Origin of the sequence: Mucilaginibacter galii, assembly GCF_014635825.1 — a bacterium.
In the GTDB taxonomy this organism is placed as follows: domain Bacteria; phylum Bacteroidota; class Bacteroidia; order Sphingobacteriales; family Sphingobacteriaceae; genus Mucilaginibacter; species Mucilaginibacter galii.
In genome coordinates this window covers 41,143-65,642 of the sequence record NZ_BMDO01000002.1, presented here as the reverse complement: position 1 = coordinate 65,642, position 24,500 = coordinate 41,143, and the positions used below count along the sequence as shown (strand labels likewise).

The following is a 24,500-nucleotide window of genomic DNA, read 5'->3' as shown; positions in this document are numbered from 1 at the left end:
CAGCTATGTTCAGTAAAGTAATACGGCTTACGATAGGTATGCTGCTTTGCGCGTGCGTTGCCATGGCGCAGGAGTTATACGTTAACACCGAGCCCGCCAGTAATATGGCCGCCAACTCATTAGGTATCAGGTTAGAGAACCAGGGTTACTTTAAGCCAGGGTTTAAAAACCGAAGCATCCTGGAGTTGATGTATGGTGTGAACAGGAACCTTATGGTGCATAGCACGCTCTACATGTCCGACTATTACCAAAGCAAGCAACGTTTTGAGGGCGTAAGTGCTTATGCCAAGTATCGCCTCTATTCGGCCGATTCGGTGCAGCGGCATTTTAGGGTAGCGGCTTTTGCCAAGGTAGCCAGCATCCGCAATCCCATTCCTAATCAGGAAATTGCCTTGGAGGGCGATAACTCGGGTATGCAGGGCGGCCTTGTAGCTACGCAACTGCTGCATAAGCTGGCCCTGTCGGGTTCGGTAAGTTACCTGCGTGCATTTCAAAACCGGGGAGGTTATGAGCCACTTACGCGTAACAGCGTGGGCTACACCCTATCTGCCGGGTACCTGATGTTTCCTAAGCAGTATACTAACTACGAGCAAACTAACATTAACCTGTATGCCGAATTGCTGGGTAAAACCAACCCGGGCAAAGGCCAGAGTTACCTGGACATTGCCCCCGCCGTACAGTTTATTTTTAACAGCGTGCTGCGTGTAGACCTTTCGTACCGCACGCCCTTAACCAACCGCATGGTGCGTAATACGCAAAACATGTATTTGGTGAGGGTAGAGTATAATTTGTTTAACCTCTTCTAACAACAATTCCTTTTAATGCATGCTGTCATTTCGAACGATAGTGAGAAATCTTGTTCGATGTAACCAGTCGTCAACCTGTCTTACTAAACAGGATCTCTCACTATCGTTCGAGATGACAATAAGGATTTACAAACTCTAATGAAAACATATATCATATTCCTGATAACCCTGCTATCAACCACGATAGCATTAGCGCAACACGACCATATGCAAATGGACAGCGCCGCTCACAGCGAGCATCGTAAAAAGATGAACCCGCCTGATAGTCGTCACCGCTTAATTCCTAAACAGGAACAAACCGATACTACACAAATGATGATGAGCAGCCAGCTCTCGCGCGATTTGCCTATGAGCCGAAATGGTTCGGGTACTTCCTGGGTGCCTGATGAAACACCTGTGTACGGATACATGGTGCATGGCAAAAAGTGGATGAGCATGGTTCACGGCAACGTGTTTGCCCGCTATACTAAACAAGACCTGTTTAATAAAGGAACCCGCGGCGGCAGCGAGTTCGACGCACCAAACTGGCTTATGGGCATGACCCAGCGAAAGGTTGGCCGCAACGGCTTATTCTCGGCCAATGCCATGATCTCTTTAGACCCGCTGTTGGTGGGGTTAGACGGCTATCCGTTGCTTTATCAAACCGGCGAATCTTACAAAGGACAAAAACTGGTAGACCGCCAGCACCCGCACGACCTGTTTGCCGAACTCAACATTTCCTACGCGCAACGTATTGCCCCTAATACTGATGTTTATGTATCTGTAGGTTACCCGGCCGAACCGGCTTTGGGTCCGCCGGTGTTTATGCACCGGCTATCGGCCACCAATAACCCCGATGCACCCTTGCAGCACCACTATGCCGATGCTACGCATATTACCTTCGGTGTAGCCACTTTAGGTTTCCGTTACAAGGACCTAAAAATAGAAGGATCTACCTTCAAAGGCCGGGAGCCTGATGAAGAGCGTTATGGTTTTGATGCACCAAAATTTGATTCGTACGCCATGCGTTTATCTTACAATCCGTCAAAAAATTGGGCATTGCAAGTATCGCACGGGTGGATCAAAAGCCCCGAAGCGCTGGAACCGCAGGCAAACGTAAAACTATTTACCGCATCGGCTATGTATGCCAAGAGGTTAGCTGAGGATAGCCACTTCAATGCAACGCTGGTTTACGGGCAAAACCATTACAGCAATAACGGTAAAACCCTGCCCGGGCTGGTGTTCGAGAGTAATCTGCAACTGCACAAAACGGCGCTGTATGGCAGCTATACTTATGTACGCAAAGATGCCCACGAACTCGACTTCCATATTTTCCCGTCAGATCCAAACTTTAACATCCAGGCGGCAACCGTCGGTGCTAACCGTATCCTGACCACCGTTAAAAATACCGACCTGCGTGTAGGTGCACAAGCTACGCTCAACTTTTCGCCCCAAATGCTTCAGCCGTTTTATGGCCGTATGCCGGTAGGGTTTGAGGTTTATATCCGCATCAGTCCATCGTTAATGAAGATGATGGGTGGGCATCAGCATAAAGCGGGTATGGATATGAGTGGAATGAATATGTAAGAATAATTAACCTGTCATGCTGAGCTTGTCGAAGAATTCGCCGCTCGACCCTCCGCCTACTTGGTTGCAAGGTATTGGGTTGATGCTGCTACTTTGAACTGTGCCTTGTTAAGATTAGGATGTGCTTTGCCTCACGGCAGTGGATGTTACTTTCTTTTTGTACAAAAAGAAAGTAACCAAAGAAAACATAGCGAAGCGATCTCATGAACACCAACAACAAATAACTGTGAAAAAACTTGCGGCTACGTTTATTTGCTATGAAAGTTAGTGCTTTAAATAGGCTGGTGCTACCCGCAAAACACTGATGCCGCGGGAGGAAAAGAATTGGGCAGTGCTTTTAGCTCATTAAATATTTACTACCGCCCGTACAGGCGTCCATGCCTGTGCGTATCTTGGTGTAAGCGTCCACGCTTACGTTTAATGTGCGATGGTTGACTGATCTGTCATGCTGAGCTTGTCGAAGCACTCGCCGCTTGGTTAAGTCTTCGACAGGCTCAGACTGACAGGTCTTATATTGTCGTGCAGAGTGGACGCTTGAACTTACGGTGGGTTTATCAAATCTGTCATGCTATGCTTGTCGAAGCATTCGTCGCTTTGCTAAGTCTTCGACAGGCTCAAAGTAACAGGTGCTTTGTTGCTGTGCAGGATTGGCGCCTTATAGTACGGCTAACGTGTGTGGGAAACTACACCCGCGGCTACTCGCCCGCTTGTATTTGGTTACGGGAGACGATGAAGCTGACGAGTTCATCAATGGGTTGACGTATAATTTTGCCGGCGTTTACGCCACTTTCTTCGCAGAGAGCTTTCAATTCTTCGCGGAAAAAGTAGGCTATAGAACCTACAAAGTGGCAGGTGTATTCGGGGTATTGTGTGTACGATTTAATGTTAACATTAATAAATTCGAGCAGTCCCTCGCGCAGCAGGGCCTTGCCGTAGGCCGTGTGTTGTATATCGGTTAAAAAGCGTGCAAACGAGGCCAGGTAAGAGTTGCCTGCTCCTTTCAAATACACGTTCTCTATCACATCATTCTTGCTGATGGGAAAGGCGGCTTTAAACAAGGTGCTTACCTCGGCAGGCATGGTATCATAAAGGTATTGGGTAATTAAAGTTTTGCCAAACCACGTACCCGAGCCTTCATCGCCCAAAATATAACCCAAGCCATGCTTGCCGGCGTCTACCTCTTCACCGTTAAAGTAAGAAATATTTGAGCCTGTACCTAATACGCATACTAAACCTTTGCGATGACCGCAGGTGGCATACGCCGAACCCAGCAAGTCGCTGTCTACACTAATAAAGGCACGCGGAAAAAGCTGGCTGAGGGCATTAGAAACCACCTCGCGCTTATCAGGGCTGGAACAGCCTGCGCCAAAAAAGTAAATTTCTTCAATTAGCGGAAAATGGTTTACCATAACGGGAGCCTGCTCCTGTATGATCTTAATAATTTCCTTTTCGGTTAAAAAGTAGGGGTTTAAGCCGCCTGTGCTAAATTTTACCGGCGTTTGCTTATCTGATGCCAGCACCCAGTCGGTTTTTGAAGATCCGCTATCGGCTACTAATATCATGCGCTTAGTTCTTCCAGTATTTTTTGGGTAAGCGGTTTATGGATGAATTGGGTAATGTATTTATTTTGGCCCGAGCGCTTTACATCAACCGGGTCTAACGATGAAGAAAGCATGAATATTTTAGTAGCGCTCTTGTCCTGTTCTTTCAGTTTGTCGTATTCCTGCAAAAACTCAAAGCCGTTCATGAGAGGCATACGCAGGTCTAAAAAAATAACATCTGGCCTAATAGAACCGTCTCTAATGGCGTCAATGGCTGCCGCGGCAGATTGTTGCACAATAATTTTTTCGGCAAAATTACTGCTTTCCAATATTCTGCGCGTCACAAAATTATCGATGTAATTATCGTCTATCAGTAAACAGGTTTTATAGCCATTGAACATTGTGACCAAATTTATGCTTTTAACTCAAATAAAAAAATAACAGTTACTTTTTACTGAAGGCTAATTGCTCCTGTTATTTGCTTTAAGGTAGTTTCGGCAACTTTAGATTGGTATTGCGAATTGTAGAAAATTGACTGGGCATTCAAAAAATTACGCTGTGCCTCCCTGATTTCCAGTGGAGTAATGGTACCCAGGCGGTATTTCTCTAACGAAATATCTAAACTCTTACGGGCCAGTTCTACATTTGACTGCCCCAGCTTAATCAATTCTAAACCCGAAAGGTAGCTGCTGAATAAGTTGCTGATCTGCGCTTCGACCTCTATACGGGTTTGTGCCGAATTTAATTTTGAGTTGTCTATTTGCAGTTTGGCATTACGCTCTCTTCGCCACTGGTTAAAACCGTCGAAAATATTTACAGTAGCCGCCAAACCGTAGTTTAAGCCTCTCGAATTTTGCACCCGTGCAAAACCAGCCGGATTACTACTGTTACTCCAGGTATAACCCGTAGTAACCGATACCTGCGGGTAACGCGTAGCCCTGATCTGTTTCAGATTGATTTCGGATAGCCGCTGGCTAATTTGCGCCGACAAAATAGTCGGGTTTTGTGTTTGCGCCTGGTTAATGATGTTGGCTAAAATAAGGCCTTGATCTACCACAATGGTATCGGCCACGTTAAACTCTGTTTGCGGATCGCGCGAGAGGATACGGTTCAGTTCAATTTTGCTGGCTTTAAAGGTTTGCTGCTGGCCAATGAGTGTGGCCGTATCGGTATTCAACGCCACCTGTGCATTATACACATCTAACCGCGCCACGCGGCCTACCTGGAAACGGTCGTTAGCATAGCGTAGCTGCGTACGCGAAATGGCAATAACACTTTGCAAAGCCTCAATTTGCTTTTGCTGGTTAATAAGGTCAAAATACGTGGTTATTACCGCTGCAACCGTACGCTGAACAGTATCCTGCAAACGCACCTGGCCTAATTGCCTGCGCTGCTTCAAGGCATCATACGTGGCAAACATGTTAAAGCCGTCAAATATGGTCCAGTTTAGGTCTACCCCATAATTACTGCCGGTATTGTTGGCACCATTAATACGGTTCACGGTACTGTCTGACCGGGTTTGCGTGGTACTTTGAATACTGTTGGCAATGGTATAGCTGCCCGTTACCGTAGGCAAAAAGCGGGCGTTACCCAGGGTTACGTTGTTTTGCGCAATAACCGATGTGTTTCTTGACAGGCGGATATCGTAATTATTTTGCAGCGATATCTCAATAGCATCTTTAAGGGTAAGTATGGGGGCGTTAGGCACCTTGTTGTTTTGCGCCCTTACAGTAGTTGCCCCTATAATTAAGCTCAAAACAAGACAGATAAATTTACTTGATCTCATAAACAGCTTACAGGTTTTCAATTAATAAGGGTTCTTTTGGCGTAGTATCTACCGGTGGTTCGGTATCAGGGTCGCGGCGGGTTTTGGCGGCCAGCAACACATACATCATCGGGATCACATATAGCGTTAAAATGAGCGAGAACATCATACCGCCCATAATAACAATACCTAATGATACCCGGCTTTTAGCACCTGCACCCAAGGCAAAGGCAATAGGCACGGCACCTAACACTACCGCAAAACTGGTCATTAAAATAGGGCGTAAACGGGCGGTGGCGGCTTCAACCACGGCATCATATTTTTTAAGGCCATGCTCCATACGCTGGTTGGCAAACTCTACTATCAGGATACCATTCTTGGTTACCAAACCTACCAGGGTAATCATTCCAATTTCACTAAAGATGTTTAACGTTTGGTTGAACAGCCATAAGGAAATGAATGCCCCCGAGATAGCCAACGGCACAGTAAGCATTACAATTACCGGGTCCATAAAGCTTTCAAACTGGGCGGCCAATACCAAGTAGATCAAAAGCAAGGCAAAACCGAAGGCAAATAAGATGTTGGATGATCCTTCGGCAAAATCTCGCGATGGACCGCTTAGGGCAGTACTAAAGCTTGGGTCGAGCATTTTATTGGCAATGCGCTGCATTTCTTCAATACCCTGGCCAATAGTATAACCCTCGGCCAAACCGGCTTGTACCGTGGCCGATTTATAACGGTTAAAGTGATAAATGGCTGGTGGGGCAGCGCTTTCTTCTACTTTAACCACATTGTCTAACTGTATCAGCTGGCCTTTATCGCTCCGTACATAAACCGATTTAAGGTCCAGGGGTTCGTCGCGGTTGGCACGATCTACCTGGGCTATAACCTGGTACTGCTTGCCACTCATTAAAAAGTAGTCTAAGCGGCCGGCACTATAATATAACTGTAACGTTTGCGAAATGGAAGCCACCGACACACCCAGATCGCGCGCGCGGTCGCGGTCGGTGGTTATACGTAACTCGGGCTTGGTAAATTTAAGGTTCACATCCGAACTGGAAAAGATAGGGCTTTTGCTTACCTCGGTAAAAAAGTCGGGCAATACCTTACGGATCTTCTCAAAATCCTGGTTCTGAATTACGAACTGTACGGGCAGCGAGGTACGGGCACCGCTACCGCCGCCGCTTATGGTTTGCTCCTGCACTACCAGCGCACGGGCATCCGGAAAACGTTTGAGTTTGGCGTTTAGCCAATCGGCTATTTGGGCCTGCGTTCGGGTACGCTTATCGGGCGCTACCAAACCAATACGGCCAAACCCCGAGTTGGTGGAAGCCGAACCAAAGCCGGGCGATACGATCTCGATATTAATGTTGGCCTCGGGGATAGAATCTTCTACCAGTTGAGCCACCCTATCCATATACTTGTTCATGAACTCGTAGGTGGCACCTTCAGACCCGGTTGCGGTGTAGCGAAGCAAGCTGCGGTCATCTAAGGGAGCTAATTCCGATGGGATGATCTTAATTAAGATGCCCACCAATACGATAGACACAATGAGGATACCTACCGATACCCATTTAAATTTCATAAATGAGATCAACGTTTCGGTATACCCGTTAGTCATGCGCTCAAAGAAAGGCTCTGTTTTTTCGTAAAAGGCCGATTTCTTATTGCTTTTGCGTGCCATAATAACATTAAGCATAGGCGTTAATGATAACGACACAAATGCTGATATTAATACTGCCCCGGCTACTACCACCGCAAACTCCCGGAACAAGCGCCCCGTAAATCCCTGCAAAAATACGATAGGTAAAAACACAGCCGCCAGCGTTACCGACGTAGAAATAACCGCAAAGAAAATTTCTGCCGAACCCTCGAAGGCGGCCTGCCTTACCGGCATACCGCCCTCTATCTTTTTATAAATATTCTCCGTGACCACAATACCATCATCCACCACCAAACCGGTGGCCAGTACAATACCTAACAAGGTCAAAATGTTAATAGAGAACCCGAACACATACATGATAAAGAAAGCCCCGATCAACGATACCGGGATATCTATCAGCGGGCGGAAAGCAATGAGCCAATCGCGGAAGAACAAGTAGATGATAATAACTACCAGCACAAAGGATATAGCCAGCGTTTCTTCCACCTCTTCAATAGACTGGTTAATAAAGCGGGTATTGTCTAACGCTACTTCCAGTTTAATATCGGGAGGAAGGTCTTTTTTTACCTGTGCCAGCCTTACATAAAAATCTTTGGCTATCTGTACGTAATTAGCACCCGGTTGCGGCACCACGGCCAAACCAACCTGCGGTACGCCCGATTCTTTAAAGGCAGTTTCCTCATTTGCCGAACCTAATATGGCATAACCCACATCGCTCAAACGGATAACGCGGTTGCTATCGGCACGGATAATGAGGTTGTTAAAATCTTTTTCGGTAACCAGTTTACCCAGGGCACGCACGGTAACCTCGGTATTGTTACCCGATATTTTACCGGCCGGTAACTCCACGTTCTCTTGGGCCAATGCCGCGCTGATGTCGGTAGCGGTTACCCCTAATGCCGATAGCTTGTTGGGGTCAATCCATAAACGCATGGCGTACTGGCGCTGACCCTGTAAGTTGATCTGGCTTACGCCGGGTATGGTTTGCAAGGCTTCCTGCAATACGTTTTCGGCGTAATCGTTAATCTGGGTAATGTTTCGGGTGTTACTGCTTACGGTGAGGGTAATAATATTATCGGCGTTGGCATCAGCCTTGCTCACTACCGGCGGGGCGTTAATATCTTGTGGTAACTGGCGCTGTGCTTGCGATACCTTGTCGCGTACATCGTTAGCAGCCGTTTCCAGGTCGGCATCCAAATCAAACTCTACCGTAATATTGCTCGACCCTACAGAACTGGTAGACGAGATATTACGAATACCCTGTACCCCGTTAATAGCTTTTTCGAGCGGCTCGGTAATCTGCGACTCAATTACATCGGCATTGGCACCCGAGTAACTGGTGCTTACGCTGATAATAGGCGGATCGACCGAAGGGAAATCGCGGATACCTAAAAACTTATAGCCAATAACGCCAAACACCACAATAATGACCGACATTACCGTAGCCAGCACCGGCCTTTTTATACTTATTGAGGATAAACTCATTGAATATTTTAGTGAAGAACTTTAACAATCTTTAACGGCACTTTAGGGCGCATTTGAATAATGCCCGATACAATGAGGCTGTCGCCCGGCTTTAATCCTTCAATTACCTCAATTTGGGTAGCGGTGCGGTTGTCGGTTTTTACAGGCCTTGCATAAGCGGTATCGTTGCGGGCAATGAATACCTTGCTTGATTTCAGATCTGGTACCACGCATTGCGTAGGTACCATAATGGTACGCGGCGTTTGCTCTAAGATCAAATTGATTTTGGCAAAGCCCCCTGCGTTGATTTCATTATCAGGATTGGCTGCCCTCGCTCTAACCGTAACTGTACGCGAGGCCGGGTCTACCGCAGGGTCAATGGCATAAACCGTAGCCGTGAAGTTTTTACGCGAACTGGCAATGTTGAACGTGATCTTGCTGCCGTCCTTTACCAACGAGCGGTAGCGCTCCGGAATATTGAAAGTAACCTTCATGGGGTTGGTGCTTACCAGTGTAGCTATAGCTGTAGAGGGCGATAAATAACCACCAGGACTCACGTTACGCAAACCAATTACCCCGCTAAACGGAGCCCTAACCACAGTGCGCGAAATTTGCGCTCTTATTACATCGGCCTGCGCCTTTAACGTATTATATGAGGATAAAGAAGTATCATACTCCTGGCGGCTTACCGCTTCTTTTTGCAATAAAACACGGTTGCGGTACTCGTTTTCTTTAGCCAGCGCAATTTGATACTGGGTTTGCTTTAAGGTAGCCTGTAAATCTTGGTCATACACCTTAACCAATACCTGGCCTTTGTTTACATGAGTTCCCTCACTAAAGTAGATGTCGGTAATGTTACCTGCTGTTTGACTAATCAAGTTTACACGCTCGTTAGGGTCAACGGTGCCGGTAATATCAATGGTGTTATTCATAACCGTATCTTTTACAATTTGCACCATTACCGGTACGGGGCCGCCCTTTTTGCCGCCCTTGCCACCGCCGCCGCCCTGGCCCATGCCTTCTTTTTTGCTGTCGCCGTGTAGCTTATTGTAAACCAGGAAAGCTATGAGCAGTGCTATAACTATATAAACAATGTATCGTATCTTCATTTGCGTGTTAAAAGTTGCTTTTTACGTCAATGGCTTCTGCCTGGGTGCATTAGTTTGTCATCGCTGCCGCATCCATTTAATCCATACGTAGCTTCAACGGTAAACATACCAATTTCAGGCGTTTAAATATGAAGTGCTGAATGCTTTAGCTGCAGCATGTTTTGGGTTTAAATTTGGCCGACCATTAACTAACAGGCAAAATAAGAGGTTATTACTGAGCAGTTTTGTATGTATCAACCATTTTACAACCTTAACAACCCTGCCGAAGTTTAAGTTACCCGGTAAAAAAAATTAAATTAGCCGGATGAAAAAGTGGCATTTAAGCATTATAGTTTTATTTAATCTGTTAATAATGAGTTCTATGAGTCAGGCGGCGGGTGCGTTGCAAATATCTTATACCGTTAGTTTTCCCGAAGCGCAGGCCCATTACGCCGATATTGAAATGGATATCAAGGGCTTGGCTCAAAATAAGCTGGACCTAAAGCTCCCCGTTTGGACTCCCGGCTCTTACCTCGTGCGCGAGTTTTCTAAAAACGTGGAGTCGTTTACGGCGCAAAGCGGCGGTAAAGCGGTTAGCGTGGTAAAAACCCGCAAAAACACCTGGGAGGTTAATACCCAGGGTCTATCGTCAGTAAAAGTGAAATATCGTTTTTACGCGTTCGAAATATCGGTGCGTACGGCGTTTATTGATGTTACCCATGCGTTCCTGTCTACCTCAGGTATGTTCTTTTATCCCGAAGGTGGTTTGAATCTGCCATCTACCATCAAAATTATTCCTTACAAAGGCTGGGACAAGGTATCTACCAGTTTGGCCAAAGTGGGTACTAACGACTTTACCGTTACGGCACCTAACTACGACATTTTATACGACTCGCCTATTGAAGTAGGTAACCAGGATATTTTTGGTTTCAAAGCCGCAGGTGTTGATTACGAAGTGGCCATGTATGGTGGCGGCAACTATGATAAAGAACGCCTGAAGAAAGACATGGCCAAAATTATTGAGGTAGAAACTGCCATTTACGGCGAGAATCCTAATAAACGTTATGTATTCATTGTTCATAATTACCTGAAAGGCGGCGGCGGTTTAGAGCACTTGAGCTCTACTGTATTAGGTGCCGCACGCGATGGTTATGCCACCGAAGCTGGTTACGAAGGCTTTTTGGGCTTGGTAGCACATGAGCATTTTCACCTGTGGAACGTAAAGCGTTTGCGCCCAATTGCTTTAGGTCCGTTTGATTATGAGAACGAGAATTACACGACCAACTTATGGATAGCCGAAGGTTTTACGGCTTACTACGATAACCTGTCGGTACGCCGTACCAACTTGTTCCCGGTAGAAAATTACCTGAAAGCCTTAGCGGCCGATTTTAATATTGTAGATAACACGCCGGGCACCAAGGTTCAGCCATTATCGCAAGCCAGCTTTGATGCCTGGATCAAGAGCTACCGCCCCGACGAAAACACCATTAATACCAGCATTTCCTATTACAACAAGGGTTCCGTAGTGGGCATGCTGATGGATCTGGAAATCATCAATGATACGAAAGGAGCAAAATCGTTAGACGATGTAATGCGTTACATGTATAACGAATACTACAAGGTTAAAAAACGTGGCTATACCGATGCCGAGTTTAAAGCCGGTGTTGAAAAATTTGCCGGTAAAAACCTGGATGATTTTTATGCTAAATATATTAATGGGGTAGACGATATTGACTACAACAAATATTTAGGCTACGCCGGATATAAAGTAGTGGATGAGTATGAAGGTTTGAACGCCCCCGATTTGGGCCTACGCACCACTACCGTTGCGGGTAAGCTTAAAGTTGCTGCCGTATTGCGCGGCACCAGCGCCTGGGTTGACGGTATTAACGTGAACGATGAACTGGTATCTGTAGATGGTGTACCAGCTACCGACCCTAAAACACTGATAGACGGTAAGCAGGTGGGCGATAAAATACAAGTGGTAGTTATGCGCGATGGCCGCCAATTAACCCTGCCCGTAACGCTGCTAAAAGTGACGCTTAAAAAGTATCACATTGAAAGCGTAACCGAGCCTACCGCCAGCCAAATGACCGTTAGAAAAAAGTGGCTTAAAATTTAATTCAAAATAATAATAACCATTTAAAGATCAGTTACGTAAAAACCAGCATACGATCTTTAAAAACAGAAGGGGGTTATTATGATGAGAACATTATTTTTTTTGACTGCATTGCTTTGTTTAGCAGGCTGGGCCGTAAGTGTATTTATGTATAATGCCACCGACCTTATTCACTCATTACTGGCTTTTGCGGCCATTTTCATAGTGATGGGCTTTATGGGTAATGAGCAACACGGACCTATTTCTAATCCGGATTTATTCTAACATTAAACAGTAGCAAATATGAACCCGCTTTAACTAAGTTAAAGCGGGTTTTTTGTTGGGTTATGTTTTAATGCCAGAGCCGTTTTATTTTTAATGCCCGCCGTAGGCTGCAATGTAAAAAACATCTTGCATTTAGGTTAAGTTTATGCTACTTGTGCTTATTGATGCTATATTTAGGCACAGCAAGGCTTAATACATGAAAAAACTTTTTACCCTGTTCCTAATTGCATCTGCAACGGGCGTTTACGCTCAAAAAATTGAAAAACTAACCATCGAAAAAATCATGAGCGACCCAAAGTGGATGGGGACCTCGCCCGATGGTATAAGGTGGAGCGACGATAGCAAAAAAGTTTATTTTACCTGGAACCCCGAAAACGCCGACAGGCCCAGCCTTTACAGCATTACCACCGGCAATACCAAGCCGCAAAAAACAGGTATCGATGAGCGTAAAACACTCACCAACGGCGGCACCTGGAATAAAGCCCACACCATAAAACTGTTTGAAAGCAATGGCGATATTTTTCTATCAAACTTAAAAACCGGTGCAATTACACCCATAGCGCTAACTACCGACCGCGAAAGCAACCCCGCTTTTAACAGCAGCGAAACGCAGGTGCTTTTTACCCGTAACGATAACCTGTTTGCTCTAAACCTCAAAGGCGGCGAACTTATGCAGTTAACCAATTTTACCCGTGCAGCCGCAGTTGCAAACCCGGTTGCTACAGGTGCCGGGCAGCGCGGCGGCGGTGCAGGTGGGCGTTTAGCCGGTATACCTACACGCCAAGGCAGTGCCGAAACCGCAAACCTGCAGGAACGCTGGCTGCGTAATGAGCAAACCGAACTTTTTGAGGTAATACGCGAGAAAGCTAAAGACGAAAAGCTGGATGCTGCGGAGCGTAAAGCCCTGCAACCCGCCAAACGTTTGAAAGATATTTCCATTGGAGATCAGTCGCTCAGCTTTTTACAACTAAGCCCGGGTGGCCGCTATATCACCTACCGTTTAATTAAACAAGCCGAGGGAGCCAAAACAACCATTGTACCCAGCTACGTGACCGCTACGGGCTTTACCGAGGATATTCCTAACCGTACCAAGGTGGGCGCGGCACAATCTACCTCGCAATCTTTCGTGTATGATACTAAGCGCGATACGGTGTATGCCATTTCCACCAAAGAAATACCCGGCATTAAAGATTTGCCCGATTATGTAAAAGATTACCCTAAGCAATTAGAAGAGCGCACCAAGCGCAACGAAGACCGCAAGGTAGTAATACAAGGCCCCATTTGGAGCCCCGATGGCCAAAACGCCATAGCCATTGTAACGGCACAAGACAATAAAGACCGCTGGGTAATGAAGCTTGACCCGGCTACCGGTCAGTTAAACCTTTTAGACCGCCAGCGCGACGAGGCCTGGATTGGCGGCCCCGGCATCAGTGGCGGCGGCTTTGTATCGGGCAATACCGGCTGGCTGGATAATACGCATTTCTACTTCCAAAGCGAGGCCAGCGGTTACTCGCACATTTATGTGGTTGATGTAACCACAGGCACTAAAAAGCAGCTGACCAGTGGCAAATGGGAGGTATCTGATCTCAAACTATCTAACGATAAAAAGTCGTTTTACTTCATCGGCAATATGGAGCATCCGGGCATTAACCATTATTACCGCCTGCAGGTAAGCGGTGGTACTCCCGTTAGGCTAACCAGCATGAAAGGTGGTAACGAAGTAGACCTCTCGCCCGATGAAAGGTGGCTGGCTATTCGCTACTCTTATTCTAACAAACCATGGGAGCTTTACCTGCAACCCAATAAACCAGGTGCTAAAGCCGTACAGGTAACCAACTCTGTTACGGCTGAGTTTAAGTCTTACGCCTGGCGCGACCCCGAAATGGTGACCTTTAAAAACCGCTACGGCAGCGATGTTTATGCGCGTGTATACACGCCAAAAGTAGCCAGCCCAAACAAGCCTGCCGTAGTGTTTGTGCATGGCGCAGGTTATTTACAAAATGTGCATTACTGGTGGAGTTCATACTTCCGCGAGTTTATGTTCAACAATATGTTAGCCGATAATGGCTATACCGTTATTGATATTGACTATACCGGCAGCTCGGGGTATGGCCGTAACTGGCGCACGGGCATTTACCGCCATATGGGTGGTAAAGATTTGGACGACCAGGTTGATGGTGTAAAGTTCCTGGTAGAAAAATACGGTGTTAATCCTAAAAATGTGGGCATGTACGGGGGCTCTTACGGTGGATTTATGACGCTGATGGGCCTGTTTACCCAACCTGATGTATTTGCCGCCGGTGCAGGCTTGCGTTCGGTAACCGATTGGGCGCATTATAACCACGGCTATACTGCTAATATTTTAAACGAGCCCTACAATGATGAGATGGCTTACCAGCAAAGTTCGCCCATCAATTTTGCCAAAGGTTTAAAAGGCCGCCTGCTGATGGCGCATGGTATGGTTGATGTGAATGTGAACTACCAGGATATTATCCGTCTGTCGCAAAAACTCATAGAACTGCATAAAGAGAACTGGGAACTTGCCTCATACCCGGTGGAAGACCACGGTTTTTTACAACCCAGCAGCTGGACCGACGAATATAAACGCATTTACAAGCTATTTGAAGAAACGTTGAATAAGAAGTAGGCCCCCTCTAAATCTCCCCCGGGAGGGGAGACTTTAAATAAGATTTTAATGGAATAACAGCCATATTTTTCAAAAGCCCTCCCTTCCGGGGAGGTTTGGGAGGGGTTTACTCTTCCCACTCCACAGCTTTTAACGCTGTAACGATACCATTAATGCAGTTATTTACATTTACCATACTCTTCACCGGGAAGGGTGTTACGGCGATGTGTTCGACCGAAGTAATGCCCGATAACTGAATAGCTTCGCGCGCATACTTTTCAATGGTTTTGAGCGAGATCACGATCAGGCGGGGCTGCATTTCGGCAAGTTTTTTGGCTAATGGTTCTATACCTTCTTCACGGGCTTTTGCCTGTTCTTTGGGAGGTAGGTATTTGATGGGTAGTATAGTTAAACTTTCAAAGTAGCCTCCCATTTCTTTAAAAAACTTCAAAAATTCGTCGTTATCCTTAAAGTCACCAAACACCTGGGTGTAGGCATCTTTAACTGCTCTGAACATGCTGGAATTTTTGAGATAAAAGTAGCGGTTATTTACGGGCAGGCCATCGGCAATAAATAGGGCCTGTACTTTTTCGGGTTTATGCTGGAGGCGGAGCGCTAAAAATTCTTCTTCATTCATGGTGCGGGTGCTTGCATGGCGGGCACCCTTTGCTTATCGCGGTAATTCATCCATTCTACCAGTAATAAGTTGGGTACCCAGCTTAAAAAGGCAATGATGAGATAATTGTTTTCAAATGCTACCCCATTTCCTAAAACCGAGAACAGCCAGATATAAAACCGCAAGGTAACTGCGGCAAATGCCAGCGCATAGCTCCGGCGCATCATGAAAATATGGTTGTTCACATCGCCCTTGCGGATATAGGCCCACGCCATAATGGTAAATGTTATCCACAGCGTATTCTGGATAATAAATGAAGCAAACACACCTGCACCACGGTTAATAAAAAAAGTCATGAGGTAAGCGCCGGGCGCGGCAAAAAACAAGATGCCCAGTATATACACTTTGCCTAAGATGCGGTGCAGCGTTTTATAGTGATGCCAGCGTTTTATAAACTGGAAGAAGCCCAACAATAGTATAACGCTGCTGCCAAAAATATGGCTGTAAAAGGCGGGCAGGTACCACCCGCTTTTTACAGCCTCGGCTTTGAACCTTAAAAAATCGGTATCGTTTTTAAAGCTCAAATACTCGAGGGTACTCAGGCTCAAAATAAGTATCCAAAACAGAGCAATTATCCGCAATAAACGTATCCACATAAGGTTACCGCGCAGCCAGCTTAGTGGCCGCTTGTCCATTTAACCGCTGGTTGATCCAGTTAAGGTTATAGCGGTCTATGTCTGTTAAGCGGTCGTCAACGTTTGCGTTTTCGGCTTTATAATCTAATATACTACCTTCAAATACAGACTTCCACTGTTTATCTTTAAAAATGTAATTATAATCGGCATAGATCTCGTTTTTCATATAACGAAGTACAACAGGAGGCAATTCTGAAACCGTTTTTCCATTATACAGGTAACAACCCCTAATATATGATTCATCCATCTTTACAAACTTGGTGAAGGCAAACAGGCGGTTGGTAGGTTTCTGAACTAATTTATTGTTATGCAGGTATAAATATTGGTAAACCAGCATTTCTTTAACAAAGTGCTCATCAGGCAGCGAAAGGTCTACCGTTGCACCAGCTCTTAGCTCAAACAAGGTGTCATTAAGCGCTTTGAAACTGTAGCCATCGCATTTAGCCGGGGCTTCGCCACCATCAGAGTTTGAATAATCTGCCAGGATGTCGCTGCTGAAAGTCCTGTTCTCTTTCTTGTCAACTAACACTACATTTTTAACGTCGTAAAACTCGCTTCGGCCACCTATAAAATAATCGCGGATGGAATATACTAACGCCTGGAAACGGCCTGTATCTGCCCTTGCCAAGTCTTCGGCTTCGGTTACTTTGTAAGCACTGCTGGCATCAAAAAACTCCACATTGCGGCGCAACGGGTTTTTTAAATATTTAATGGCGGAAACTAAGTTTAAATCGGTTAAATAGGAGGGACTAATGAGCACGCTGCTGTGGTTATCGCGCGAGTTCATTTCCATAACATCTGTCTTGCTTAAATGGCTCAGGTTAGTCCAGTTAACCCGTGGCAGCTGGGCCATCAGCTCCTTGATGTTAACAGTGGTTTCTTCACTTACACTATAATTCTTTTCAAGCCAGTAATAGCTATTACCCTTTCGCAACGCTCCCAGATGTTCGCTGTTAACCAGCGGGAAGATCTGGTCGTATTCAACCGGAACTACGATCTTTCCGTTTAAGTCGTAAAAGCCTCGCTTACGATCTTTCTCTACTTCTACCAGCCCATTTATACTGCCGTTAATATTATAGATAAGATCGTACTCGGCAGGTATAATTTCCTGTAGCTGCGGATTAACCAACCCCATTTTATAGGTCTTGGCCGAATCTACATCGTAATAATCCCATTTACCTTTTACTACATAAAAATAAGTTTGCTTATTAATGTGCGAAAACCAAAGCACGCTATCATACTTCGTTTTTAATTTTTCGGCTGATTTGAAGGCTTGTAAGGTAATGGGGCTATAAATGTCTTTGTCAGTCAATGACTTAGTATTCACCTTGTTTTCGTAGGCCAGGTAATCTTCAATAAAACGAAGGTTATCCACATTGGTAATTACATATTTATTAGCTTTCTTATGCACAGTAAAGGTAATAGCGGTCCATTGAGCGGGCAGTGTACGGTCCATTAGCTTAACCGGTACCTTAATTTTGGCGTCGCCATTTTCAAGATAGGTATAAGTACAGCCCTTAATATTCAAGGTCAGTTTTAGCACGGCCGCATTGCCCATGTTTACGCTCGATTGGTTGGTTAATACCTTTAAGAAATGATTCAACATTTCGGGTTGCCAAACCATATCAAGTTGCCAAACCAAATCAAAATAAGTAGCCAGCGAGTCGGTATTTTTATTAACCACATGCCTGTTAAAATCCTGCATAAATTGGTCGTATTTGGCAACGGGCGGTTTATCAAAGTATTTGGCCTTTACAAAAAAGGCTAATCCTAAAATAACAATACCGGTTATTACCCCAATGATTATCGGCTTGGTTTTCATAGTAATGCAAGATAGAGAATATGGTTGTATTACAAATATTAAAAGTAATTGCGCGTGCTTTTAATGTCTATATTATAAATTATCTATATAGATAAAAACTATAGCACATCAATTAATAGAATGTGGTAAAAACATCTCGTTGTTTATATTTGTAAAAATTATAACAAAACATACATTATGATAACAGTTGGTGAAAAATTTCCGTCGTTTAATAAAAAAGCTGTAGTTAGCATTGAAAAAGGTAAAGAGTTTGAAGATATAACTTCTGACTTTTTAGTAAATGATGATAACGTTTGGACCGTAATGTTTTGGTGGCCAAAAGATTTCACTTTTGTGTGCCCTACCGAAATTGCTGAGTTCAACAAAAACTATGGTGAGTTCCGTGACCGCGATTCTCGTTTAATTGGCGCTTCTACAGATTCTGAATTCGTTCACGCTGCCTGGAGAAAAAACCATGATGACCTGCGCGATCTGAAATTCCCGATGCTGGCTGATACTTCAAAATCATTGGCTGAAGACCTGGGTATTTTAGAGCCTACCGAAAAAATTGCTTACCGTGCTACTTTCATCATCGATCCTACAGGTGTTGTACGTTGGGTGTGTGTAAATGACCTGAACGTTGGCCGTAACGTTAAAGAAGTTTTACGTGTGTTAGATGGTTTACAAACCGACGAGCTTTGCCCATGTAACTGGGAAAAAGGTGAAGAAACTATCAACGTATAACCTCTCCCCAACCCTCTACAAAGGAGAGGGAGTTATATAATCTCTTCGAAACATATCTCTCAAAATTTTACAATAGAGGGAAATCTAAAATATTCTCTTCAAAGCCCTCCCCTTTGGGGAGGGTTGGGAGGGATTAATTCACTACCATGAGCGAAAGCACCGAAATAGTACAGGAACTGCTGCAAAGCGTTGCTGTTGACAAAGATTACCGTACCGAAAGTTTAACCCTGCTGGAAAAAGGTGAATCGCGCTACCTGCGCGATTTAAAGCTGAACCTGACCAGTACACTTACCTCAGAGCATTTAAGCACTAAGGAATGTGCCTTATTAGGTTTAAGCACGGCTATAAACAATAACAACAAGCCGTTAACCATTTACTTTACCAAATACGCCGAAGAGCAGGGCGCTACCGCCGCCGAAATTGGTGAGGCGGCAGGTTGTGCATCTTTACTGGCTTCAAACAATATATTTTACCGTTTCCGTCACTTTACACAAAAGGAAAAGTATACACAAATACCTGCCCGTATACGCATGCAGTTAATGATGAAACCCGTAACCGGTAAAGAGTTTTTTGAATTAATGAGTTTAGCCATTTCGGCCGTTAACGGTTGCGAAATGTGTGTTAATGCCCACGAAGATTCATTGATTAAATTGGGAACTACTGAAGAACGTATTTTTGACGCGGTAAGAATAGCCTCATTGGTTACCGCTACCGGAAAAATCATCTTTTAAGTTTTCCACATTTTAGCTATAAAAAAGGAGCGTGAACAATTTCACGCTCCTTTTTTATGAATTTTTATTTTAATAATTTGCTTTTAATTAAAAAGCGGAGTAGATTAGAGCAAGATTAAACGCCTTTCGGGCTACGGTATATTTGTCTTAAATCCACAAAATACAAGCTTGCCGGGTAAATAAAAAACAATTTGATTTTACTTTAAAGCCGTTCTGTTGACTCCAGAACGGCTTTTGTTTTTTAGTGTACATCGGCTGCTGCCTTCAGGTTCTTTTTGAAAGGCTGCAGATACAATAACGGTATCGAAAACAGCATCACCAAACCGGTAAGCCAGTAAGCATCATCGTAAGTTAACAGCATAGCCTGCCGGGTAATAATACCATCCATAGAAGCATAAGCCATCTTGGTAGCATCTATCATGCTTTTGCCATGTGCCATAAAGTTATGGATCATGCCTTGCAGCCTGTCATTAAACGCGGGGTTGTACTGGTTAACATTTACCAGCAGGTTGTTACGGTGCCCTTGCTGACGGATGTGTATCAACGTGGTTAAAGCCGCAATACCGAACGATCCGCCCAGTTGGCGCATCATGTTATTCAAACCTGCACCCTGGCCAATTTCGGCCCCTTTCAAGTCGGATATAGCCAGCGTGGTTAGAGGAACAAACAATAAGGCCATACCTATACCGCGGATAGCCAGCGGCCAGAAAAAGTCGTTACGGCCGGTTTGCAGGGTAGAGCCTGCCAGCATGTGGGTAAATACAAAGAACAGGAACATGCCAATGGTAGCCATAAACTGCGCCGGGACGCCCTTATTAAGCATTTTACCTACAAAAGGCATCATCGCTATGGTAAACAACCCACCTGGAAACAAGAGCTCGCCCGTTTGCTGCGCCGAGAAGCCTAACAGGGCCTGGCAAAATACAGGGAACACGAATACCGACCCATACAAACCAAAGCCTAATATAAAAGAAGTAAACATCCCTATGGAGAAGCTCCGGTGCCGCATAATGCTAAAATTCACAATAGGATGGTCGGTGCTTAACTCGCGCCAAACAAACAGCAATACGCCAATTACAGAGGTTGCTGTTAAAAAGGTAATGTAAGGCGTGGCAAACCAATCTTCCGATTCGCCCTTTTCTAATATAGTTTGCAAACTGCCTACTGCTACGGCCAGCAAGGCAATGCCCCACCAGTCAATTGGATTGTTTCGCCCCGTTTTCTCCGTGGGCCTTATGTACATCACCGTGAATATAGCCGCCAGTATACCTACGGGTATGTTCACATAAAATATCCATGGCCACGAAAAATGGTCGGTAATGTAACCGCCAATGGTTGGGCCTACAGTAGGGCCTACCACGGCACCTAAACCAAACAAAGCCGTTGCCGTACCTACCTGCTCGCGCGGCCAGGTTTCTAACAATATAGCCTGAGAGGTAGATATTAAACCACCGCCGGCCATACCCTGTAAAATACGGAACAGAATAAGCTCTGTTAAGGAGGTGGCATTACCGCATAAAAAAGAAGCGATAGTGAATATAACAATGGAGGCTAAAAAGTAATTTTTTCGCCCAAAAAAGCTACCCAGCCAACCCGACATAGGTAAGATAATTACGTTGGCTACAGCGTAGCCGGTGGTAATCCAGGCCACGTCTTCTAACGTGGCACCCAGGTTACCTTGTATGGTTGGCAAGGATACGTTAACAATGGTGGTATCAATAAGCTCCAGTAACGAAGCTGTAATTACCGTAATGGTAATGATCCACTTTTTAAATCCTACTTCGGCCATTTAATTTAATCTTTTATAGAAACAGACACGTTTACGCTCATACCTGCGCGCAGCTTGTCTAAAACTTCTTTTTTAGCATTTAATTTGATCTTTACAGGCACACGTTGTACTACTTTAACAAAGTTGCCGGTAGCATTATCGGGCGGTAATAAAGAGAAACGCGCACCAGTGGCCGGAGAGAAATTATAAACGGTTCCTTCTAGGTCAAGGTCAGGGAAAGCATCCACTTCAACTTTCACTTTTTGTCCGTTGCGTAAGTGCTCTAACTGCGTTTCTTTAAAGTTTGCTGTAATGTATAAACTGTTATCGTTCACTACAGAAAACAAGGTTTGTCCGGCTTGTACCAATTGGCCTAACTGTACGCTCTTTTTAGAGGTAATACCACTGGCTGGTGCTTTAATGGTAGTGTAGGTTAACTGCAACTTGGCAAAATCAACATCAGCCTGCCTTTGGTCAACACCTGTATTAGTTACCTTTAACTGGCTGCGGGTAGTACCTACCTGGCGCTGCGCTGCAGCATATTTATCCTGTGATGCCTGGTAATTGGCTCGTGCTACATCCAGGTCAGATTTAGCCTGGTCAAATTGCTGCTGCGTAATTGAGCCGTCTTTGATCAGGTTAGCGTAACGCGCATAATCTTTTTGCATTTTTTCGAGCCTGGCGCGTGCCGAAGTTACTTCTGCACGGGCACTGGCAGAGTTGGCCTGGTTAGTATAAATTTGCGATTCGCCTACGCCAACGTTAGCACCTGCACCTTGCTGAGCTGCTTGTGCCTGCTCTAACTTTACGTTATAGTCGCGGTCGTCAATCTTCACCAGTTCCTGGTTTTTTTCAACGTGCTGGTTATCTTCAAAAAATATACTGTCAACATAACCACCTACGCGGGCAACCACGGGGCTAATGTCGGCATCAATCTGCGCATCGTCGGTATCTTCGTGCTTGGTAGAATAAATGTATTCTTTCACACCGAAAATTAAGCCGCCAATAACCACTATAGCTAATATGATAGGGATAACGCGGTTTGGTTTCTTCTTTTCTTCTTGTTGTACTTCTTGTTCTTGTGCCATTGTAGTATTGCTGTGGGAGATGTTTAGTTTAATTTAGTGAGTTTTCCGGTTGCTTTTAACAGGTTGTAGTAAGCCAGCCCTGCATCGGCACGGGCCAGTTCAAGGTTAATTTGCGCCTGGTACAATAATGTTTCGGCATCGGCGCGGTCTGTAGCCGAAGCGGTTGCATTGGCATATTTTGAACTTTGAATACGGTTATTCTCAGTGGCCTGTGCAATAGAGGTTTCGAGCAGTTTAATACGCTGTATAGATTTTAGGTAGTTCTGATAACTTTCGTTTACCTCGTTCTTAACATTATCGGTAATAATACCTTTGTTAATAACGGTTTCATCGCGCTGTATACGGGCTTCGGTTACACGGTTCTTGTTGTTCCAAAGCGAGCCAAAGTTCCATGACAGCGAAAGGCCAGCTGTAAGCGGGGTTATGTAATGACCGCTGGTAGGCAGCGGGTTGGCCGATACGTCTACATAATATAAACCTGCGGTAGCAGCCAGGGTAGGCAGCTTTTGGGCGCGTATATCTTTAATGTTAGTTTCGGCAACCTTGGTGCGCAGTTCCTGTTGTCTTACTTCCTGGCGCTGGGCAAGGGCACTGTCAATATAGCTGTTTAAAGGTGCAATAGCGCGTTCGCCTTCGTTCACTTGTGCAATGGTAAGTTGCGTACTTTCGGGCAAACCTAATAAAATAAGCAGGTTGTAGTTAATGATCTTGCGATTGTTCTCCAGGTCTATACCGTTAAGCTCCACGTTAGCGCGTTGCAGTTGGAAACGCAAAACATCATTTTTGGTTACCAGGCCTTGTTCAAAAAAACGTTGTGACTGGTGTATTTGCTGATCAATAGCCTTGAGGTTTTGCTCTACAATGGTTTTGCTTTGCAGCACCCGGTAAAGGTTATAGTAAGAGTTTACAATATTGTAAGCAATTTGCTCGCGGTTTACATCTACATCGAGTTTGGCTACCTGAACCAATAAATCGGTAGACTCTTTGGCGTAACGGTAACGGCCACCGCCGTAAATTACTTCCTCTACCGAAACGATGCCTAAGTTGGCATTGGCACTTTTAGGTAAAGTAATAGACTCTTCGCCCAAATTAAGCGTGTTGGCCGGTATTTGCGCACGGCTGTAGGCAAAACTCGCATTACCCGTAGGTAGAGCACGATCTTTAGCCTGGTTGTAGCGCGATACCGCCTCATCTATCCGGCTTTGCGATAGTTTAAGGGTTTTGCTGTTATCTAAGCCCAGCTTAATGGCTTCTTGTAAGGTAATGGGCCTTTCCTGCGCATAAGCGGTGCTACCCAACAGCAGGCCTGCAAGCGCTACGGTAATACCAAAGCTTAATTGCCCGGGCAACAGCCTTTTTAACATAGGTGTGATTTTATTATTTAGCGTTGTCATTTTCAATGAGTAAATAAGACTTAAGTAGTTTTTTGAGATAGTCAATAACGCGGGGTTTCAACTTTTCTTCCATATTTTGAGGATCCTGGGTATCGTAGCCTAACATGAGCGAGCAAATTTGCGGTGCATTAAGCAACTGGCTTTTTACACCAAATACGGTAGCTACTACCATGTCGGTATCAATGTCGCGCTTAAACTCACCCTTCTCAATCCCTTCGTGCAATATCTTGCGAAACTCGTTCACATTCAGCATAATCATGTTGGTGATCTTATCGGCAAGTTCTCCGGTACGGCGTACACTCATTTCTTGGTGTATCATTTTCTGGAAGCAGTTATTATTAAAAACCCTGCCTATATAGGCTTCAATATATTCTACTACTTTTTGCCAGGAGCTAATACTTTCGTTTTTGCCAATAACGTGGATCAAATCACGAAAGGTGGCCGTTCTGCGCTCAAATATGGATAGCAGTAAACCCTCCTTCGACCCGAAGTAGTAATTAAGCATCGCCATGTTCACGCCGGCTTCGCCCGAAATTAAACGGGTAGAAGCGCCGTCAAAACCATGCTCTGCAAATACCCTTTCGGCTACATCCAGTATATGGTCTTTTTTATCAATCTTTTCCTTTTCCATTCTTTCGTTCTGCAAAATTAATCAAACGATTGATTAACTTAAAATGTTTGTGTCATAGTATTGAAAGATATTTTAATATGGGATGCGGAATTATTAATATATGTGAAGACTGATTTAATTAAATGCAAGG

General features: G+C 44.9%; 19 protein-coding genes. 7 read left to right on the top strand and 12 right to left on the bottom strand.

Annotated elements, in window-relative coordinates; translation table 11 throughout:
- Positions 1–5: 5 nt before the first annotated feature.
- Positions 6–806, top strand: coding sequence for a hypothetical protein (locus IEV61_RS05395; protein WP_188414542.1), 801 nt, complete (start codon positions 6–8; stop codon positions 804–806).
- Between the two features lie 138 nt (positions 807–944).
- Positions 945–2,372: a hypothetical protein gene (locus tag IEV61_RS05390; RefSeq protein ID WP_188414541.1), complete on the top strand. Its 1,428-nt coding sequence runs from the start codon at positions 945–947 to the stop codon at positions 2,370–2,372.
- A gap of 695 nt (positions 2,373–3,067) precedes the next feature.
- Here the strand turns inward: IEV61_RS05390 and IEV61_RS05385 are convergent.
- From IEV61_RS05385 to IEV61_RS05365, 5 genes are read right to left on the bottom strand one after another with little or no spacing between them, the layout of a single operon-like run.
- Positions 3,068–3,934 carry an N-acetylglucosamine kinase gene (locus tag IEV61_RS05385; protein ID WP_188414540.1) on the bottom strand — a complete coding sequence of 289 codons (867 nt, stop codon included), beginning with the start codon at positions 3,932–3,934 and terminating at the stop codon, positions 3,068–3,070.
- The gene (locus IEV61_RS05380) at positions 3,931–4,314 is read right to left on the bottom strand and encodes a response regulator (protein WP_188414539.1); all 384 of its coding nucleotides are present in this window, start codon (positions 4,312–4,314) and stop codon (positions 3,931–3,933) included. Before IEV61_RS05380 ends, IEV61_RS05385 begins: the two co-directional genes overlap by 4 nt.
- Before the next feature lie 50 nt (positions 4,315–4,364).
- A complete protein-coding gene (locus IEV61_RS05375; protein WP_188414537.1) occupies positions 4,365–5,699 on the bottom strand; it encodes a TolC family protein in 1,335 nt (444 codons plus the stop codon).
- A 7-nt stretch (positions 5,700–5,706) separates the two neighbouring features.
- Positions 5,707–8,826: an efflux RND transporter permease subunit gene (locus IEV61_RS05370; RefSeq protein ID WP_188414536.1), complete on the bottom strand. Its 3,120-nt coding sequence runs from the start codon at positions 8,824–8,826 to the stop codon at positions 5,707–5,709.
- A gap of 8 nt (positions 8,827–8,834) precedes the next feature.
- Complete coding sequence (locus tag IEV61_RS05365) at positions 8,835–9,914, bottom strand: efflux RND transporter periplasmic adaptor subunit (protein WP_188414535.1); 1,080 nt, start codon at positions 9,912–9,914, stop codon at positions 8,835–8,837.
- Positions 9,915–10,266: 352 nt separating this feature from the next.
- Here IEV61_RS05365 and IEV61_RS05360 point away from each other — a divergent pair, with 352 nt between their 5' ends.
- The 3 genes from IEV61_RS05360 to IEV61_RS05350 all read left to right on the top strand — a co-directional run bounded on the left by IEV61_RS05360 (position 10,267) and on the right by IEV61_RS05350 (position 14,923).
- Entirely contained in the window at positions 10,267–12,015 is a 1,749-nt protein-coding gene (locus IEV61_RS05360) for a M61 family metallopeptidase (protein ID WP_188414534.1), read from the top strand.
- A 78-nt stretch (positions 12,016–12,093) separates the two neighbouring features.
- The gene (locus IEV61_RS05355) at positions 12,094–12,276 is read left to right on the top strand and encodes a hypothetical protein (protein WP_188414533.1); all 183 of its coding nucleotides are present in this window, start codon (positions 12,094–12,096) and stop codon (positions 12,274–12,276) included.
- A gap of 196 nt (positions 12,277–12,472) precedes the next feature.
- Positions 12,473–14,923 (top strand): S9 family peptidase, encoded by a 2,451-nt coding sequence (locus tag IEV61_RS05350; RefSeq protein ID WP_188414532.1) that lies wholly within the window; start codon positions 12,473–12,475, stop codon positions 14,921–14,923.
- Between the two features lie 106 nt (positions 14,924–15,029).
- On the opposite strand, the gene IEV61_RS05345 is transcribed toward IEV61_RS05350, so the two are convergent.
- Genes IEV61_RS05345 through IEV61_RS05335 form a run of 3 tightly spaced genes read right to left on the bottom strand, consistent with a single transcriptional unit; the run spans position 15,030 to position 18,035 of the window.
- On the bottom strand, positions 15,030–15,539 hold the full coding sequence (locus IEV61_RS05345; RefSeq protein WP_188414531.1) for a hypothetical protein: 510 nt from the start codon (positions 15,537–15,539) through the stop codon (positions 15,030–15,032).
- Positions 15,536–16,213, bottom strand: coding sequence for a DUF2306 domain-containing protein (locus IEV61_RS05340; protein WP_188414529.1), 678 nt, complete (start codon positions 16,211–16,213; stop codon positions 15,536–15,538). The genes IEV61_RS05345 and IEV61_RS05340 overlap by 4 nt, the downstream gene beginning before the upstream one ends.
- A complete protein-coding gene (locus tag IEV61_RS05335) occupies positions 16,179–18,035 on the bottom strand; it encodes a WG repeat-containing protein (protein WP_188414527.1) in 1,857 nt (618 codons plus the stop codon). The genes IEV61_RS05340 and IEV61_RS05335 overlap by 35 nt, the downstream gene beginning before the upstream one ends.
- A 177-nt stretch (positions 18,036–18,212) precedes the next feature.
- On the opposite strand from IEV61_RS05335, the gene IEV61_RS05330 reads away from it, so the two are divergent.
- Both IEV61_RS05330 and IEV61_RS05325 read left to right on the top strand, forming a co-directional pair.
- Entirely contained in the window at positions 18,213–18,758 is a 546-nt protein-coding gene (locus IEV61_RS05330; protein WP_188414526.1) for a peroxiredoxin, read from the top strand.
- A 146-nt stretch (positions 18,759–18,904) separates the two neighbouring features.
- Positions 18,905–19,489 carry a carboxymuconolactone decarboxylase family protein gene (locus IEV61_RS05325; RefSeq protein WP_188414525.1) on the top strand — a complete coding sequence of 195 codons (585 nt, stop codon included), beginning with the start codon at positions 18,905–18,907 and terminating at the stop codon, positions 19,487–19,489.
- A 241-nt stretch (positions 19,490–19,730) separates the two neighbouring features.
- On the opposite strand, the gene IEV61_RS05320 is transcribed toward IEV61_RS05325, so the two are convergent.
- The 4 genes from IEV61_RS05320 to IEV61_RS05305 are packed head-to-tail and all read right to left on the bottom strand — an operon-like array spanning position 19,731 to position 24,370.
- Positions 19,731–21,278, bottom strand: coding sequence for a DHA2 family efflux MFS transporter permease subunit (locus IEV61_RS05320; protein ID WP_188414524.1), 1,548 nt, complete (start codon positions 21,276–21,278; stop codon positions 19,731–19,733).
- 5 nt (positions 21,279–21,283) lie between these two features.
- On the bottom strand, positions 21,284–22,345 hold the full coding sequence (locus IEV61_RS05315; RefSeq protein ID WP_188414523.1) for an HlyD family secretion protein: 1,062 nt from the start codon (positions 22,343–22,345) through the stop codon (positions 21,284–21,286).
- 23 nt (positions 22,346–22,368) lie between these two features.
- Positions 22,369–23,709, bottom strand: coding sequence for a TolC family protein (locus IEV61_RS05310; protein ID WP_188414522.1), 1,341 nt, complete (start codon positions 23,707–23,709; stop codon positions 22,369–22,371).
- A gap of 13 nt (positions 23,710–23,722) precedes the next feature.
- Positions 23,723–24,370, bottom strand: a complete 648-nt coding sequence (locus IEV61_RS05305) for a TetR/AcrR family transcriptional regulator (RefSeq protein ID WP_188414521.1) — start codon at positions 24,368–24,370, stop codon at positions 23,723–23,725.
- Positions 24,371–24,500 lie beyond the last annotated feature (130 nt).

What these genes read in the sequence shown, in the direction of transcription:
- IEV61_RS05370 (WP_188414536.1), bottom strand. Translation starts at nt 8,826, where the DNA reads ATGAGTTTATCCTCAATAAGTATAAAAAGGCCGGTGCTGGCTACGGTA.
- IEV61_RS05360 (WP_188414534.1), top strand. Translation starts at nt 10,267, where the DNA reads ATGAGTTCTATGAGTCAGGCGGCGGGTGCGTTGCAAATATCTTATACC.
- IEV61_RS05365 (WP_188414535.1), bottom strand. Translation starts at nt 9,914, where the DNA reads ATGAAGATACGATACATTGTTTATATAGTTATAGCACTGCTCATAGCT.
- IEV61_RS05355 (WP_188414533.1), top strand. Translation starts at nt 12,094, where the DNA reads ATGATGAGAACATTATTTTTTTTGACTGCATTGCTTTGTTTAGCAGGC.
- IEV61_RS05395 (WP_188414542.1), top strand. Translation starts at nt 6, where the DNA reads ATGTTCAGTAAAGTAATACGGCTTACGATAGGTATGCTGCTTTGCGCG.
- IEV61_RS05385 (WP_188414540.1), bottom strand. Translation starts at nt 3,934, where the DNA reads ATGATATTAGTAGCCGATAGCGGATCTTCAAAAACCGACTGGGTGCTG.
- IEV61_RS05380 (WP_188414539.1), bottom strand. Translation starts at nt 4,314, where the DNA reads ATGTTCAATGGCTATAAAACCTGTTTACTGATAGACGATAATTACATC.
- IEV61_RS05310 (WP_188414522.1), bottom strand. Translation starts at nt 23,709, where the DNA reads ATGTTAAAAAGGCTGTTGCCCGGGCAATTAAGCTTTGGTATTACCGTA.
- IEV61_RS05340 (WP_188414529.1), bottom strand. Translation starts at nt 16,213, where the DNA reads ATGGACAAGCGGCCACTAAGCTGGCTGCGCGGTAACCTTATGTGGATA.
- IEV61_RS05390 (WP_188414541.1), top strand. Translation starts at nt 945, where the DNA reads ATGAAAACATATATCATATTCCTGATAACCCTGCTATCAACCACGATA.
- IEV61_RS05320 (WP_188414524.1), bottom strand. Translation starts at nt 21,278, where the DNA reads ATGGCCGAAGTAGGATTTAAAAAGTGGATCATTACCATTACGGTAATT.
- IEV61_RS05330 (WP_188414526.1), top strand. Translation starts at nt 18,213, where the DNA reads ATGATAACAGTTGGTGAAAAATTTCCGTCGTTTAATAAAAAAGCTGTA.
- IEV61_RS05375 (WP_188414537.1), bottom strand. Translation starts at nt 5,699, where the DNA reads ATGAGATCAAGTAAATTTATCTGTCTTGTTTTGAGCTTAATTATAGGG.
- IEV61_RS05345 (WP_188414531.1), bottom strand. Translation starts at nt 15,539, where the DNA reads ATGAATGAAGAAGAATTTTTAGCGCTCCGCCTCCAGCATAAACCCGAA.
- IEV61_RS05335 (WP_188414527.1), bottom strand. Translation starts at nt 18,035, where the DNA reads ATGAAAACCAAGCCGATAATCATTGGGGTAATAACCGGTATTGTTATT.
- IEV61_RS05325 (WP_188414525.1), top strand. Translation starts at nt 18,905, where the DNA reads ATGAGCGAAAGCACCGAAATAGTACAGGAACTGCTGCAAAGCGTTGCT.
- IEV61_RS05315 (WP_188414523.1), bottom strand. Translation starts at nt 22,345, where the DNA reads ATGGCACAAGAACAAGAAGTACAACAAGAAGAAAAGAAGAAACCAAAC.
- IEV61_RS05305 (WP_188414521.1), bottom strand. Translation starts at nt 24,370, where the DNA reads ATGGAAAAGGAAAAGATTGATAAAAAAGACCATATACTGGATGTAGCC.
- IEV61_RS05350 (WP_188414532.1), top strand. Translation starts at nt 12,473, where the DNA reads ATGAAAAAACTTTTTACCCTGTTCCTAATTGCATCTGCAACGGGCGTT.